The sequence below is a fragment of the Pseudoduganella violaceinigra DSM 15887 genome (assembly GCF_000425385.1).
Classification (GTDB): domain Bacteria; phylum Pseudomonadota; class Gammaproteobacteria; order Burkholderiales; family Burkholderiaceae_D; genus Rugamonas; species Rugamonas violaceinigra.
Genome location: NZ_AUDI01000001.1, coordinates 333509 through 347839 on the forward strand (window position 1 = coordinate 333509; position 14331 = coordinate 347839).

Annotated in this window: 14 protein-coding genes; 2 read left to right on the forward strand and 12 right to left on the reverse strand. The window is 62.1% G+C overall.

Going from position 1 to position 14331, the window contains the following annotated elements; genetic code table 11:
• Positions 1–77: 77 nt before the first annotated feature.
• From H597_RS0101600 to ugpQ, 6 genes are all read right to left on the reverse strand, one after another.
• Entirely contained in the window at positions 78–1868 is a 1791-nt protein-coding gene (locus H597_RS0101600) for an acyl-CoA dehydrogenase (RefSeq protein ID WP_028100584.1), read from the reverse strand.
• A gap of 75 nt (positions 1869–1943) precedes the next feature.
• Positions 1944–2873, reverse strand: a complete 930-nt coding sequence (locus H597_RS0101605; RefSeq protein WP_028100585.1) for an electron transfer flavoprotein subunit alpha/FixB family protein — start codon at positions 2871–2873, stop codon at positions 1944–1946.
• An 85-nt stretch (positions 2874–2958) separates the two neighbouring features.
• Positions 2959–3708: an electron transfer flavoprotein subunit beta/FixA family protein gene (locus H597_RS0101610; RefSeq protein WP_028100586.1), complete on the reverse strand. Its 750-nt coding sequence runs from the start codon at positions 3706–3708 to the stop codon at positions 2959–2961.
• 146 nt (positions 3709–3854) lie between these two features.
• On the reverse strand, positions 3855–4082 hold the full coding sequence (locus tag H597_RS0101615; RefSeq protein WP_028100587.1) for a sulfurtransferase TusA family protein: 228 nt from the start codon (positions 4080–4082) through the stop codon (positions 3855–3857).
• 189 nt (positions 4083–4271) lie between these two features.
• Positions 4272–6884 carry an alanine--tRNA ligase gene (alaS, locus tag H597_RS0101620; RefSeq protein ID WP_028100588.1) on the reverse strand — a complete coding sequence of 871 codons (2613 nt, stop codon included), beginning with the start codon at positions 6882–6884 and terminating at the stop codon, positions 4272–4274.
• A gap of 89 nt (positions 6885–6973) precedes the next feature.
• Positions 6974–7726 (reverse strand): glycerophosphodiester phosphodiesterase, encoded by a 753-nt coding sequence (ugpQ, locus tag H597_RS0101625; protein WP_028100589.1) that lies wholly within the window; start codon positions 7724–7726, stop codon positions 6974–6976.
• Positions 7727–7795: 69 nt separating this feature from the next.
• Here ugpQ and H597_RS0101630 point away from each other — a divergent pair, with 69 nt between their 5' ends.
• Entirely contained in the window at positions 7796–9022 is a 1227-nt protein-coding gene (locus H597_RS0101630) for a CaiB/BaiF CoA transferase family protein (protein ID WP_028100590.1), read from the forward strand.
• Positions 9023–9087: 65 nt separating this feature from the next.
• Here H597_RS0101630 and H597_RS0101635 read toward each other — a convergent pair whose 3' ends face one another.
• Positions 9088–9417 (reverse strand): hypothetical protein, encoded by a 330-nt coding sequence (locus H597_RS0101635; protein ID WP_028100591.1) that lies wholly within the window; start codon positions 9415–9417, stop codon positions 9088–9090.
• A 73-nt stretch (positions 9418–9490) separates the two neighbouring features.
• Complete coding sequence (locus H597_RS29340; protein WP_035372850.1) at positions 9491–10690, reverse strand: MFS transporter; 1200 nt, start codon at positions 10688–10690, stop codon at positions 9491–9493.
• A 76-nt stretch (positions 10691–10766) separates the two neighbouring features.
• Here H597_RS29340 and H597_RS0101645 point away from each other — a divergent pair, with 76 nt between their 5' ends.
• Complete coding sequence (locus H597_RS0101645; protein ID WP_028100592.1) at positions 10767–11657, forward strand: LysR family transcriptional regulator; 891 nt, start codon at positions 10767–10769, stop codon at positions 11655–11657.
• Between the two features lie 38 nt (positions 11658–11695).
• Here the strand turns inward: H597_RS0101645 and H597_RS0101650 are convergent, their stop codons facing one another.
• The 4 genes from H597_RS0101650 to H597_RS0101665 are packed head-to-tail and all read right to left on the reverse strand — an operon-like array spanning position 11696 to position 14162.
• Entirely contained in the window at positions 11696–12568 is an 873-nt protein-coding gene (locus H597_RS0101650) for a hypothetical protein (RefSeq protein WP_028100593.1), read from the reverse strand.
• A complete protein-coding gene (locus H597_RS0101655; protein WP_028100594.1) occupies positions 12568–13344 on the reverse strand; it encodes a hypothetical protein in 777 nt (258 codons plus the stop codon). Before H597_RS0101655 ends, H597_RS0101650 begins: the two co-directional genes overlap by 1 nt.
• Before the next feature lie 2 nt (positions 13345–13346).
• The gene (locus tag H597_RS0101660; protein ID WP_028100595.1) at positions 13347–13847 is read right to left on the reverse strand and encodes a hypothetical protein; all 501 of its coding nucleotides are present in this window, start codon (positions 13845–13847) and stop codon (positions 13347–13349) included.
• Positions 13848–13868: 21 nt separating this feature from the next.
• Positions 13869–14162 carry a DnaJ domain-containing protein gene (locus tag H597_RS0101665; protein WP_028100596.1) on the reverse strand — a complete coding sequence of 98 codons (294 nt, stop codon included), beginning with the start codon at positions 14160–14162 and terminating at the stop codon, positions 13869–13871.
• Positions 14163–14331 lie beyond the last annotated feature (169 nt).

Genomic DNA, 14331 nt, shown 5'->3' on the forward strand with positions numbered 1-14331 from the left:
CCACAGGGTCAGACACCCGGCAGGCGACGGGCGCGTATCGGTGTCAGACCCCGCGGGTCTGACACCGCTTTACCGGTTTAGAACTGCTCGACGTTCAAGCCCAGCACGCCCGCGCTGCCATCGACAATGGCGGTGCGCATGCCGGTGGAACCGGACAGGATGTGGTCCGCAAAGAAGCGCGCGGTCACGATCTTGGCGTGATAGAAGGATGCGTCGCCCTCGCCTGCCGCCAGCTTGGACTGCGCCACCAGCGCGGCGCGGCCCATCTGCCAGCCGCCGAACACGATACCGGCCAGCTTCAGGTACAGCACGGAGCCGGAGAATACGCCCTTGATATCGGACTTGACATGGTTGACCACAAAGTCCACCACCGCTTCCAGGTCATCGGCGCCCTGCTCCAGGTGCTTGCGCATTGCCGCGAAATCAGGCGAATTCACCTTGCCCAGTTCAACCGCGGTCGAGCGCACCTGCGCAATGATCGACTTGGCCAGCGCGCCGCCGTCACGCACGGTCTTGCGGCCGATCAGGTCATTGGCCTGGATCGCGGTAGTGCCTTCATAGATGGTCAGGATCTTGGCGTCGCGATAGTGCTGCGCCGCGCCGGTTTCCTCGATGAAGCCCATGCCGCCGTGCACCTGCACGCCATCGCGGGTCACGTTCTCGGACATTTCGGTCGACCAGCCCTTGACGATCGGCACCAGGTATTCGTACACGGCCTGGTTCGAAGCGCGCACTTCCGCGTCGGCGTGGTGATGCGCCACGTCGTGAATGCCGGCAGCCACGTACGCCAGCGCGCGCGCCGCTTCGGTCTGGGCGCGCATCGACATCAGCATGCGGCGCACGTCCGGGTGGTTGATGATCGCCACGCCGGCTGGAGAGCCGTTCAGGTCGCGCGACTGCACGCGGTCCTTGGCAAAGGCCACAGCCTGCTGATACGCGTTTTCCGCCAGGCCCACGCCCTGCATGCCGACACCAAAACGGGCCGCGTTCATCATGATGAACATATATTCCAGACCACGGTTCTCTTCGCCGACCAGGTAGCCGACTGCACCACCATTGTCGCCGAATTGCAGTACGGCGGTCGGGGAAGCCTTGATGCCCAGCTTGTGCTCGATCGATACGCAGTGCGCGTCGTTGCGCTCGCCCAGCGAACCGTCGGCGTTGACCATGAACTTCGGTACGATGAACAGCGAGATGCCCTTCACGCCCGCAGGTGCATCCGGCGTACGCGCCAGCACCAGGTGGACGATGTTCTCGGCCATATCGTGCTCACCGTAGGTGATGAAGATCTTGGTGCCGAATACTTTATAGCTGCCATCGCCCTGCGGCACGGCGCGGGTGCGCACGGCGGCCAGGTCGGAGCCGGCTTGCGGCTCGGTGAGGTTCATGGTGCCGGTCCACTTGCCGGTTACCAGCGGTTCCAGGTAGGTCGCTTTCTGCTCGTCGGAGCCGGCGGTCAGCAGCGCTTCGATCGCGCCGTCGGACAGCAGCGCCACCAGGGCGAACGACAGGTTCGCACCGTGCAGCATTTCGACGCATGGGGTGCCGATCAGCTTCGGCAGGCCCTGACCGCCGAATTCGGTCGGGTGCTGCAGGCCTTGCCAGCCGGCTTCTGCGAACTGCTTGAAGGCTTCCTTGAAACCTTTCGAGGTGGTGACCTTGCCGTCAGCCCAGAAGCTAGGCTCCTTGTCGGCAGCGTGGTTCAGCGGGGCGATCACGCCGCTCACGAACTTCGCGTTTTCTTCCAGTACGGCTTCCGCGGTTTCCGCGTTTGCATCTTCACAGCCCGGCAGCGCGGACACGCCTGCCAGGTTCGCCAGTTCGTTCATCACGAACAGCATGTCTTTCATTGGGGCTTGATAGCTCATGACACCTCTCCAAGGTAGTAAAAGGGCCACTTGCGTGGCCCCGGTACTCCGTCCTTTTTCAGGACATTTATTGAATTAACCCAGTTCCTTGACCAGTTGAGGAACAATCTCGAACAGGTCGCCAACGATGCCATAGTCGGCAACGGAGAAGATCGGCGCTTCTGGATCTTTGTTCACTGCGACGATGACCTTGGAATCCTTCATACCGGCCAAGTGCTGGATCGCGCCGGAGATACCGACGGCGATGTACAGGGATGGAGCGACGATCTTGCCGGTCTGGCCAACCTGCCAGTCGTTCGGCACGAAGCCCGCGTCCACTGCGGCACGCGAAGCGCCCATGGCAGCGTTCAGCTTGTCGGCCAGCGGTTCCAGGACCTTGAACGCGTCGGCGGAGCCCATGCCGCGGCCACCGGAAACGATGATCTTGGCGGCGGTCAGCTCTGGACGGTCGGACTTGGCCACTTCACGGCCAACGAAAGCGGACTTGCCGAAGTCAGCGGCTGCGGCCACGGTTTCCACTGCAGCGGAACCGCCTTCAGCGGCGGCGTCGAAACCAGTGGTACGGACGGTGATCACTTTCACCTTGTCCGACGATTGCACGTAGGCGATCGCGTTACCGGCGTAGATTGGGCGCTCGAAGGTATCAGGCGCGTCAACCTTGGTGATTTCAGAGATCTGCGCCACATCCAGCTTGGCGGCAACGCGCGGCAGGATGTTCTTGCCGTAGGCGGTTGCCGGAGCCAGGATGTGGGTGTAGCCGCCGGCGATCGCAAGGATCTGCTCGGAGATGTTTTCCGCCAGGCCGTCGGCGAAGTGGGCTGCGTCTGCGTGCAGCACTTTGGTGACGCCGGCGATCTTGGCGGCGGCAGCAGCTGCGGCGCCGGCGTTCGAGCCAGCAACCAGCACGTGTACTTCGCCTGCGCACTTGGCGGCGGCGGTAACGGTGTGCAGGGTGCTGCCCTTCAGGGATGCGTTGTCGTGTTCTGCGATGACGAGTGCGACCATGATGTTTTTTTCCTTGAGTGAAAACCGGCAGACCGGTGTCTGACCCGGTGGGTCAGACACCTGCTGTTCCGGTTTTAGCAAATAATTAGATGACTTTAGCTTCGGTGCGCAGCTTGGACACCAGGGTCGCTACGTCAGGCACTTTGATACCAGCAGAACGCTTGGCAGGCTCGGCCACCTTCAGGGTTTTCAGGCGCGGGGTCACGTCGACGCCCAACTCTTCCGGCTTGACGGTATCCAGCGGCTTCTTCTTCGCCTTCATGATGTTAGGCAGGGTCACGTAGCGCGGCTCGTTCAGGCGCAGGTCGGTGGTCACGATGGCTGGCAGTTGCAGCGCCACGGTTTCCAGGCCGCCGTCCACTTCGCGGGTCACGGTGACTTTGCCGTCGCCCAGTTCAACCTTGGAAGCGAAGGTCGCTTGCGGCCAGCCCAGCAGCGCAGCCAGCATCTGGCCAACCTGGTTGGAGTCGTCGTCGATCGCCTGCTTGCCCAGGATGATCAGTTGCGGCTGCTCTTTGTCGGCAACCGCTTTCAGCAGCTTGGCCACGGCCAGCGGCTCGAGCTCAACGCCGGTTTCGATCAGGATGCCGCGGTCGGCGCCAATCGCCATGCCGGTGCGCAGGGTTTCCTGGCACTGGGCCACGCCAGCGGACACGGCAACCACTTCGGTCACTTTGCCGGCTTCTTTCAGGCGGGTCGCTTCTTCCAGTGCGATTTCATCGAACGGGTTCATCGACATTTTGACGTTGGCGATATCTACGCCAGTGCCGTCGGATTTGACGCGCACTTTCACGTTGTAGTCGACGACGCGCTTGACAGGTACCAGGACTTTCATAGGTGTGCCTTTGAAAAAGAGATAAGTAAATTAGTGGGCTAGATTATATTGGAATTCGATATCACGCATCGAATAAAAGCACGATCGTGCGTTTTTTAGATACAATCCGGCGCCGAAAATCAGCAACCGGTAGCATACCGCAAAACTTACTTGCGGCGCATCAGGAAAGTGAATTCTGTGCCCTGCTGCACATGCGACAGCAAAGCATTGCCCGTCTGCTTGGCAAACGCCTGGAAGTCACGCACGGAACCCGGGTCGGTGGCCACGATACGCAGAACCTGGCCGCTTTCCAATTCAGACAAGGCCTTCTTGGCTTTCAGGATAGGCAGCGGGCAATTCAGCCCGCGCGCATCGAGGTCCTTATGAAATTCCATGGTCTCGGGTTCGAGAATAAGAGTTTCGCTCATCAATATCTCGCTTCTGTACTACTGGTTCCAACATACTACTCCAATTTTGTGCGTCTGACGCACTGCACCAAAATAGTTGATATTGCGTTGCAAAATCACAACGACATTTCAATGTCGGCAAGGCCCGCACTGGTAAGCACGGGCCTTCACCAGTCTTTAGATACGCGACTCCACCCATGCTGCAACGCCACCGAGCGCACCTGGCAGTGCGTCCGGATTGGTGCCGCCGGCCTGCGCCATGTCAGGGCGGCCACCGCCCTTGCCGCCTACTTGCTGAGCAACGAAGTTGACCAGCTCGCCCGCCTTGACCTTGCCAATAGAGTCGGCGGTCACGCCGGCGATCAGGCTGACCTTGCCGTCGCTGACGGAAGCCAGCACGATGGCGGCGGACTTCAGCTTATCCTTGAGCTTGTCCATGGTTTCGCGCAGTGCCGTCACATCGGCGCCTTCCATGGTCGCGGCCAGAACCTTCAGGCCCTTGATATCGACAGCCTTGTTCACCAGTTCGTCGCCCTGGCCGGAAGCCAGCTTCGACTTCAGCGCCGCCAGTTCTTTTTCCAGCGATTTCACCTGGTCCTGCACGGCGGTGATCTTGGCGGTCAGCTCTTCAGGGTTGGACTTCAGCGCGGCAGCGGCTTCATTCAGCTTGCGGGCCATGCCCTGCACCAGCGCCAGCGCGCCTTCGCCGGTCACGGCTTCCACGCGGCGAATGCCGGCAGCAACGCCGCCTTCCGCCACGATCTTGAACAAACCGATGTCGCCGGTGCGGTGCACGTGCACGCCGCCGCACAGCTCTTTCGAGGAACCGATATCCATCACACGCACTTCGTCGCCGTACTTCTCGCCGAACAGCGCCATCGCGCCGTGCTTGACGGCGTCGTCGAAGGACATATTGTGCGACTGGGTCGCGGCGTTAGCCAGGATCTCGGCGTTGACGATGGCTTCCACCTTGGCGATTTCCTCGGCGGTCATCGGCGCATTGTGGGAGAAGTCGAAACGCGCCTTGTCCGGATCGACCAGCGAGCCTTTCTGCGCCACGTGGGAACCCAGCACTTCGCGCAGGGCTTTGTGCATCAGGTGGGTCGCCGAGTGGTTACGGATGGTGCGGCCGCGCGAATGCTGGTCCACTTCGGCGCCGACAGCGTCGCCAACCTTCAGCGCGCCGGATGCCAGCACGCCATGGTGGCCGAACACGTCCGCCTGGATCTTCAGGGTGTCTTCCACGTTGAACTTGGCGCCGGCGGACTGGATCAGGCCCCGGTCGCCCACCTGGCCGCCGGATTCGGCGTAGAACGGGGTGGTATCCAGGACGACGATGCCCTGCTCGCCCGCTTTCAGTTCCTGCACCGCTGCGCCGTTGGCGTACAGTGCGATCACTTTGGAGTTGTGCTGCAGCTGGTCGTAGCCGACGAACTTGTTCTTCTCGCCGGAATATTCAACGTTGGCAGCCATCTTCTTGAACTTGCCGCCTTCGCGCGCCTTGCGTTTCTGCTCTTCCATTGCCACGTTGAAACCTGCCTCGTCCAGCGTCACTTCGCGTTCGCGGCAGATGTCGGCGGTCAGGTCCAGCGGGAAGCCGTAGGTGTCGTACAGGGTGAAGGCGGTGGCGCCGTCGAGGTTCTTCGGATCCTTGGCCAGCTGCGCTTCCAGGATCTTCATGCCGTTTTCCAGGGTCTCGCCAAAGCGCTCTTCTTCCGCTTTCAGCACCTGGGCCACGCGGTCCTTGGCTTCAGCCAGTTCCGGGTAGGCACCGCCCATTTCCGTGTTCAGGTCTTCCACCAGCTTGTAGAAGAAGGCCTTGGTCTGGCCCAGCTTATGGCCATGACGCAGTGCGCGGCGGATGATGCGGCGCAGGACATAGCCGTGGCCTTCCGGGCCAGGGATGATGCCGTCGACGATCATGAAAGCAGCCGCACGGATGTGGTCAGCGATCACGCGCAGCGATTTGTTTTCCAGGTCGGTCGCGCCGGTCTCGCGGGCAGCAGCCTTGATCAGGGCCTGGAAGGAATCGATTTCGTAGTTGGAGTGCACGTGCTGCAGGACAGCGGCCAGGCGCTCCATGCCCATGCCGGTATCCACGCAAGGCTTCGGCAGCTTGTGCATCACGCCCGCTTCATCGCGGTTGAACTGCATGAACACCAGGTTCCAGATTTCGATGAAGCGGTCGCCGTCTTCCTCGGCCGAGCCTGGAGGGCCGCCCCAGATATCGGCGCCGTGGTCGTAGAAGATCTCGGTGCAAGGACCGCATGGACCGGTATCGGCCATCTGCCAGAAGTTATCGGAAGCGTAGCGCGAACCCTTGTTGTCGCCGATGCGGATGATGCGCTCTTTCGGCACGCCGATCTCGTTGGCCCAGATATCGTAGGCTTCATCGTCTTCGATGTAGACGGTGACGGTCAGCTTTTCAGGCGGCAGGCCGTAGACCTTGGTCAACAGCTCCCACGCGTACTGGATGGCATCGCGCTTGAAATAGTCGCCGAAGCTGAAGTTACCCAGCATCTCGAAGAACGTGTGGTGGCGGGCGGTGTAGCCGACGTTTTCCAGGTCATTGTGCTTGCCGCCGGCGCGCACGCAGCGCTGCACGGTGGTGGCGCGGGAATACGGGCGCACGTCCTGACCCAGGAATACATCCTTGAACTGCACCATGCCGGAATTGGTCAACAGCAGGGTTGGGTCGTTGCCTGGCACCAGCGGGCTGGAACGAACAATCGTATGGCCCTTGGATTCGAAGAATTTCAGGAACTTTTCGCGAATTTCAGCAGATTTCATGTCGTAAAAGGGTAGGTTGCAAGCTGGTGCAAAGGGTTGATTATACGTGAACAGCCCGCCGTTGCGGTGGGTGGGGGCCTCTAGCTTCGCTAGGAGAAGTCAGCCCCGATCAGGTCGATGCGGTCGGTGCAGAACGCGTCCACACCGTAGGAGAGGATTTCCCGCGCCCGCTCCGGCGTATTGACGGTGTAGCAAAACAGGCCGAGGCCCGCCGCCTTCACCGCCTTCGCCTGTTCCGGCGCCAGGTATTTGTGATTGGTATGGATCGCCACGGCGCCCAGTTCCCGCGCCGTGTCCAGCCAGTTGGCCGGGATTTTATCAAAAAGACAAGCCCTGGGCAGTTCGGGCGCCGCGTCGCGCGCCGCCGCCAAAGCACTCATGCTGAAAGACGACAGCAAAGGCAGTTGCGCTAGATCGCCCGCCGCTAATTCGGCAGCAAAACGGGCGCGCGCCGTCTGCGCCACCCAGCGGCCGGTCGCCTCATCATGCCCCTCGGCCGGCTTGATCTCGATATTCATCCAGATCCGGTGCTCTTTGCAGTAATCGACCCACTCCAGAAACAGCGGCACCGGCTCGCCGCGGAATTCAGCACCGAACCAGCGGCCGGCATCCATCTTCGCCAATTCAGCCGCCGTGAAGTTGGGCACAAAACCATCGCCGTACACCGTGCGGCCGAAATTCTGGTCGTGCATCACCACGCCGATACCGTCGGACGACAGCATGACGTCAAATTCCACCGCGTGGAAACCATAAGCAAGGCCGGCGCGCAAGCCGGCGATAGTATTCTCGGGAGCGAGCGTGCCGCCTCCTCGATGCGCAACGATTTTTGGGTAAGGCCACATGGATTAAGACACTAACATGGTTGGATGCGTTAAGCTAACGCTCCCTGAAAACAGTAGGAAGAAGACAACATGACCCCGAAGGCTCTTGGACACATTCGCGTACTGGACTTAAGCCGCGTACTGGCCGGCCCATGGTGCTCGCAGAACCTCGCCGACCTCGGCGCGGACGTGATCAAGATCGAACGGCCTGGCAGCGGCGACGATACGCGCGCCTGGGGTCCGCCATATGCCAAAGACGCCTCCGGCGCCGACACAACGGAAGCAGCCTACTATCTCTCGGCCAACCGTGGCAAGCGCTCGGTCACCTGCGACATCTCCACACCGGAAGGGCAAGCCCTGATCCGCGAACTGGCCAGGCACGCCGACGTGGTCCTGGAAAACTACAAAGTCGGCCAGCTTAAAAAGTACGGCCTGGACTACGAGGCCTTGAAGGCCATCAAGCCGGACCTGGTGTACTGCTCCGTGACCGGCTTCGGCCAGGACGGCCCCTATGCGCACCGCGCCGGCTACGACTTCCTGATCCAGGGCATGGGCGGGCTGATGTCCGTCACCGGCGAACGCGACGACCTGCCGGGCGGCGGCCCGCAAAAAGCCGGCGTCGCGCTGACCGACCTGATGACCGGCATGTACTCCACCATCGCCATCCTGGCCGCCCTCACCCACCGCGACCGCACGGGCGAAGGCCAATACATCGACATGGCCCTGCTGGACGTGCAAGTGGCCATGCTAGCCAATATGGGCTCGAACTACCTGAATAGCGGCAAAGCGCCCAAGCGCTGGGGCAACGCACATGCCAACATCGTGCCCTACCAGACCTTCGCCTGCGCCGACGGCTACATCATCGTCGCCACCGGCAACGACGGCCAGTACCAGAAATTCGTCGAAGTCGGCGGCCGTTCCGACCTGGCTACGCACGAACGCTACGCCACCAACCCGCTGCGCGTAAAGAACCGCGACGAACTGGTACCGATCCTGGCGGAAATGGTGAAATCGCAGCCGCGCGACTGGTGGATCGAACAGCTGGAAGCGGTCGGCGTCCCCTGCGGTCCGATCAACGACCTGCATGACGTCTTCAAAAACCCGCAAGTACAAGCGCGCGGCATGATGATTGAAACGGCGCATCCAACGGCCGGCACGGTAAAACTGGTGCGCAACCCGATGCGCCTGAGCGCCAGCCCGGCAGAAACGGACATGGCCCCGCCCCTGCTTGGCCAGCACACCGACGAAGTCCTGCGCGACGTCCTCAGCCGCAGTGACGCCGACATCGCCGCCCTGCGCGCCAAAGGCGTCCTGTAAACAGCCCAGCCCGTGGCAACCTTGGGGTCAGGCTCTTTGCTTGCCGCGGGCTCGGCACTACGTGCTTAATGCAGGTGCTGCTTGAAGTCGAATAGTTCGCGGTGCATGTGGTTGACTGCGGCCTTCATTTCAGGCGTCACCTGCATGCGCTCGCTGGAACATACGCGGCGCGCGCGCGCACCGAGCACTTCCATGTCGTCCACCAACTTCGGTACGTTGGCGTAGTCTTCACTCACCAGCATTTCACTGATGTCGTCGGAGCGGCGGTCCAGCTTCTGGATCGTGTCGCGCAGCTCGCCGGTCAGGTGGCGTTCGGCCGATAAAGCCTGGGCGGCCTGGCTGACCGCCATTTGGATATTGCTGAGCCTGATACGGATTTCCCTGTCGTGCATCATGACAATCTCCTCGCTCAAAACGGCACCGAGCGTGCCGGTCGGACTTGGAGACGAGTTCCAGGACCAAGTTCAGTCAGCCCGGCTCGGCTTTGATCTGGCTCAACACTGGCGCGATCGGGGTCAACCGCCGCAGATGCATGGCAATGGCCACCGCCCCCGCCAGGCAGCTGCCAAGCAATATCACCACGCCGGCCCACCCCGCCCTTCCCCACAGCACGCCAGCCCCCCAGCCAATCACGCTGGAGCCCAGGTAATAGAAAAACAGGTAGAGCGCGGACGCCAGCGCCGCGCCCCGGGCACGGCGGCCCACCCAGCTGCTGGTCATCGAATGCGATGCGTAAAAGGCAAAGGTGAATAGCGCCAGGCCGGCCACCACCAGCGGCAGCCAGGCCGACAAGGTCAGCACGATGCCGCCGAGCATCATGCTCAGCAAGATCCACAACACGCCTTTGCGGCCATACCTGTCCGCCAGCTTGCCAGCCCAGACGGAACTGAAAATCCCTAGCAGGTAAAGCAAGGAAATCACGCCCACCACGCTTTGCCGCAAGCCAAACGGCGCGGCCAGCAGGCGGTAACTGATGTAGTTGTAGGCACTGACCATACAGCCCATCAAAAGAAAACCCAGCCCGAACAGCCATGGCAAACCATCATCGGCGAGATGCCCACGCGCATGCGCCGGCAGTGCGCGCCAGCCGCCGGGCGCGGCACGGAAACGGCGCGATTCAGGCAGGCTGCGCCAAAATTCGAAGGCTGCCAGCACGCCTGCCACGCCCATCGCGGCCAAGGCGACGCGCCAGGAAAAGAAATCGCTCAGCACTGAAGTCAGCAGACGCCCCACCATGCCGCCAAAAGCGCTGCCGCTGATGTACACGCCCATCGACAAGCCCAGTCCTTCCGCTTCGATTTCCTCCACCAGGTAAGCCATGGCAACCGCAGGCATGCCGCCCAGCGCCACGCCCAGCAGAAGGCGCGCCGCCAGCAATTGGCCATAGCCGCCGGCCAGCGCGCACAACAAGGTCATCACGGCCGAGATGGCAAGCGCCGCCACCATCAGCGGCTTGCGCCCGAAACGGTCGGAAATGGCGCTCGACACCAACAGCGAGATCGCCATGGCAGCAGTGGCAAGCGATAGCGACAGGCTGCTTTGCGCCGGCGTCAGGGAAAATTCACGGGAAAGCAAGGGCATCAGCGGCTGCACGCAGTACAACAGGGCGAAGCAGGAAAAACCGCCAAAGAACATGGCGCGGTTGGTGGGGTGGCTCAGGGCATTCATGGTGAATTCATCTTAGGATTGCCCTGTATTACTGTCCAATATATATTTAAGCCGTTATTAATCGCTTAAAAATATTATGGAATTGCGTCACCTGCGCTATTTCGTGGCCGTGGCCGAGGAGCTGAGCTTCACCCGCGCGGCGGAACGGCTGCACATCGGCCAGCCACCCCTATCCCAGCAAATCCAGGCACTGGAAGCGGAAGTGGGCGCCCGCCTATTCGACCGCAGCAAGCGCTGGGTGCGCATGACCGAGGCTGGTAAGCTCTTCCTGGAAGATGCGCGTTCCATCCTGGCGCAATCCGAGCAGGCCGCCGAACGCGCCCGCCGTGCGCAACGTGGCGAAGCGGGCGAGTTGCGGGTGGGATTTACGTTTTCAACGCCATTCACGCCCCTGTTCGCACGCACGATCCGGCGCTACCGGCAGCTGTATCCGCAGGTGGCGCTGACCCTGCACGAAATGCCCACCCTGCATCAGCTCGATGCGATCGAAGCGCGCAAGCTGGATCTTGGTTTCGTACGGCCGCCGGAAGTAGCGCAGCCGGGGACGATTACCCTGACCACACTACAGCGCGATCCGCTGCTGCTGGTGCTGGCCAGCGATTCGCCGCTGGCGCGCAAGCGAAAAATAAAGGTCGCCGACCTGGCAAGCCTGCCGTGGGTCATGTATCCGAAAGAGTCCGGCGTTGGTATTTCCCATGCGATTCTCGGCATGTGCCGAGCTGCGGGCTTTGTACCTCAAGTGGCGATGGAGGCGCGGGAGGCGACGACCATCATTGGCTTGGTTGCGGCGGGCATCGGGGTGTCAGTGCTGCCGTCGCCATTTCATTCGATTCAACTGGAAGGCGTGGTGTACCGCCCTCTGGATGACGCGGGGGCGGTGGCGTCGATGCAGTTGGCTCAGCGGCGCGATGACAGCGGGCCGTTGGTGGAGGCGTTTGTGCGGGTGGCACTAGAGGAAAACCGGTAAGCGGGGTACGGCCAAAGGGCCGCCCCCCCGGTCTGCAGTCAGTCGTAGTCGGCGTCGAGCTCGGAGCCGGCGTAGTTTTCCAGCTCGGTCCACAGGGTCTTCAATGCGAAGCGGCCCGGCAGCTTGTGCAGCACGGTGCAGGTGCGGCGGTACAGCTCGATGCGGTTCAGCAGCACCGGGCGGTGCTGCTCCGGCACCGCGGCCACCAGCGCCGCGAGGCCCGCTTCGTAATCCGGCTTGGCCTTGCGCACCGCCTTCACGAAGCGTTCGAACTCTTTCTGGCCGGTGCGCGCGACGATGCGGCCGCCGCCCTCCACCGCGAAGATGATCGCCAGCGCGATCACGCCTTCCGCGTTCAGGTCCACATCCTTGACCGCGCCGTCGGCGTTATGGCGGCGCAGCCAGTTCGCCAGGCGCACCACGGCCTGCACTTCCTGGCGCTGCTTCAACTGCGCCTGGTATTTCGACGGCCCGTCCCAGTTCGCACCAGGCTCGGTGAAGCAGATGTCGAAGAACAGGTCGCGCAAGCGGCGCTGGGCGTACATCGGATCGTTGTCGTATTCGCCGATCAGCGTGTCTTCCGGCATCGCTGCCAGGTCCTTCAGCTGGCGGAAGCCGGCCTGGAAGGCCAGTTCCGCGCCCTGCTCCACCAGGAAGTCCAGCGCCAGCTCGTCGGAATCGACGGTCAGCAACTGCTCCAGGCCGAGCGACACGCCGCCGACGGTCAGGTTGACCGCCTTCTGGATGCCTTCCGCCGTACGGTTGTTGGTGAACTTGTCCGCGACCATGGCCGTGATGCCGCTCAATTCTTCCGCCAGGATGACGGCCGCGTCGCCGCGGTCGTCGCCGGACAGCAGTTTGATGGCGCGGGTCAGTCGCGGCAGGCTTTCTTTGACGAGTGCGGGCAGCATCAGCCGAAGATCCCCGTGCCGATGGAGCGGCGCGCGCGTTCGCGGCCGGTGCCACTGCGGGTGGTCGGCACTTGCTTGCGCAGGCGGTACAGCAGCTCCTTGGTGGAGCGCTGCAGGTGCTCCGGCTCCGCATCCGGGTCGTCGCTGAATTCCGCGTCGGCCAGGTCGGCGCTGTGGCGGAACTCCGGGAACAATTCGAACAAGGCGCGGTCCCAGCCGTCTTCATTGGCTTGCGCCAGCGCCACGGCAACCGGCACGATATCGTTGTCGGACGCGGTCTGGCCGGTCAGGTAGGCGCCTTTGGAGATCACTTCGCCCGCCACTTCCAGCACTTCTTTCGGCGCCAGCGAGAACAGGATCGCGAACGCGGTGCAGCCCCAGTCGGTGGCCGACGCTTCCTTCAGCAGCTCGGCGCGGCGCTCTTCGTCTTCGGTGCCGAAGACCACGCCGTGGATGTGGGCGAACAGCGATTCGGCGATACGTTCCGGATCGTCCTCGATCATGTCGTCCGGCCAGGTCGCGGCCAGGTAGGCCAGGCTCTCGGCCCACTGCTTGGGCGGCACCAGCAGGGTCGCCAGCGACATCTTGCCGCCGTCGAAGCCGGACATATGCAGCGCGGTCACGTGCGGCGGCAGCTCCTGCAGCACTTCCACCACGGCCAGGTCGCCGTGCTGGTCGGCCGCTTCGGCAAAGGCGCGCTCGGCGTGCTCCAGGGAGCCCGCCAGCACCAGTTCAGTGACCTGCTTGCGAATGGCTGGCAGATTCTTGTCGGTCATGCTCAATCCTCCTGCTGGTCGAAGATGCCGGTGAAGTCGTCGGTGGCGACATCATCCGCGTAATCGTCTTCATCGTCGCCGTCGTCGCCTTCAGCCAGGCGGTCAAGCGAGGTGTCCTCGTCGTCCCACATGCGCGGATGCTTGTGCAGCAACGCCGTGATGATGGCCTGGCGCGCCAGGTCCGGGTGGTTTTCTTCCAGCGCTTCCAGCAGGCCTTCCGCCTTCGGGCAGCTGGCGGCGCCGAACACGCGGGCCGGGTCGCCGTATTCGAAGTCTTCGGCATCGGCAAAGGCAGCCTTCGGGTCGTGGAATTCGATCACGTCCACCAGGGCGAATGCCATCATGTTCAAATCGTCGATGCCGCCGCCGTTCAGGTATTCGCTGCGCAGGGCTTCGACCATCTTCTTGTAGTTCTTGTGGTCGGGCGGATCGCCGAGGATGCCCTCGATCTGCCCTTCCAGCTCGCGCGCCTGGTAGGCGAACTCTGGGTGTACTTTTCTCATTTGCTGCTACTTTCTATTGAATCAGGCGGCGGGGATCGTCACGCCGTTGACGCTGAAGACGGAACGCCACTGCTGGTAGGCTTCCGCTTCCGGGTCGATGATGATGCGGTGGTGCACACTCTGGTTGTACTCTTCCCGCTTTTCGGGATCGGACAACACTTCGTACGCTTTGACGATGGCCTTGAAGCGGGCGTCGGCGCCCGGTTCCTGGTTGCGGTCCGGGTGGAAGCGCATGGCCAGGGAACGGTAGACCTTCTTGATTTCCTCGTCAGAGGCATTAGGCGCGACACCGAGCACACTATATAAATTTTCCATAAAGCAACTCCGGGCCGGTTTTTAAACGCGTAATGTCGAATTATCCTATAAAATGCCCTGTTTACGCTGAACATCACTGCTTAAACCGGTAAACCAGGGTCTGACCCGAGGGTCAGACCCCGTCTGGCCGTCAGCTAGGGGTTTCGGTTTAGGGCTATTGATCTTCGAC

Excerpts from the sequence above, each read along its gene's own strand:
- alaS (WP_028100588.1), bottom strand. The coding sequence starts at position 6,884 with ATGAAATCTGCTGAAATTCGCGAAAAGTTCCTGAAATTCTTCGAATCC.
- H597_RS29340 (WP_035372850.1), bottom strand. The coding sequence starts at position 10,690 with ATGAATGCCCTGAGCCACCCCACCAACCGCGCCATGTTCTTTGGCGGT.
- H597_RS0101655 (WP_028100594.1), bottom strand. The coding sequence starts at position 13,344 with ATGACCGACAAGAATCTGCCAGCCATTCGCAAGCAGGTCACTGAACTG.
- H597_RS0101600 (WP_028100584.1), bottom strand. The coding sequence starts at position 1,868 with ATGAGCTATCAAGCCCCAATGAAAGACATGCTGTTCGTGATGAACGAA.
- H597_RS0101650 (WP_028100593.1), bottom strand. The coding sequence starts at position 12,568 with ATGCTGCCCGCACTCGTCAAAGAAAGCCTGCCGCGACTGACCCGCGCC.
- ugpQ (WP_028100589.1), bottom strand. The coding sequence starts at position 7,726 with ATGTGGCCTTACCCAAAAATCGTTGCGCATCGAGGAGGCGGCACGCTC.
- H597_RS0101665 (WP_028100596.1), bottom strand. The coding sequence starts at position 14,162 with ATGGAAAATTTATATAGTGTGCTCGGTGTCGCGCCTAATGCCTCTGAC.
- H597_RS0101635 (WP_028100591.1), bottom strand. The coding sequence starts at position 9,417 with ATGATGCACGACAGGGAAATCCGTATCAGGCTCAGCAATATCCAAATG.
- H597_RS0101615 (WP_028100587.1), bottom strand. The coding sequence starts at position 4,082 with ATGGAATTTCATAAGGACCTCGATGCGCGCGGGCTGAATTGCCCGCTG.
- H597_RS0101660 (WP_028100595.1), bottom strand. The coding sequence starts at position 13,847 with ATGAGAAAAGTACACCCAGAGTTCGCCTACCAGGCGCGCGAGCTGGAA.
- H597_RS0101630 (WP_028100590.1), top strand. The coding sequence starts at position 7,796 with ATGACCCCGAAGGCTCTTGGACACATTCGCGTACTGGACTTAAGCCGC.
- H597_RS0101605 (WP_028100585.1), bottom strand. The coding sequence starts at position 2,873 with ATGGTCGCACTCGTCATCGCAGAACACGACAACGCATCCCTGAAGGGC.
- H597_RS0101645 (WP_028100592.1), top strand. The coding sequence starts at position 10,767 with ATGGAATTGCGTCACCTGCGCTATTTCGTGGCCGTGGCCGAGGAGCTG.
- H597_RS0101610 (WP_028100586.1), bottom strand. The coding sequence starts at position 3,708 with ATGAAAGTCCTGGTACCTGTCAAGCGCGTCGTCGACTACAACGTGAAA.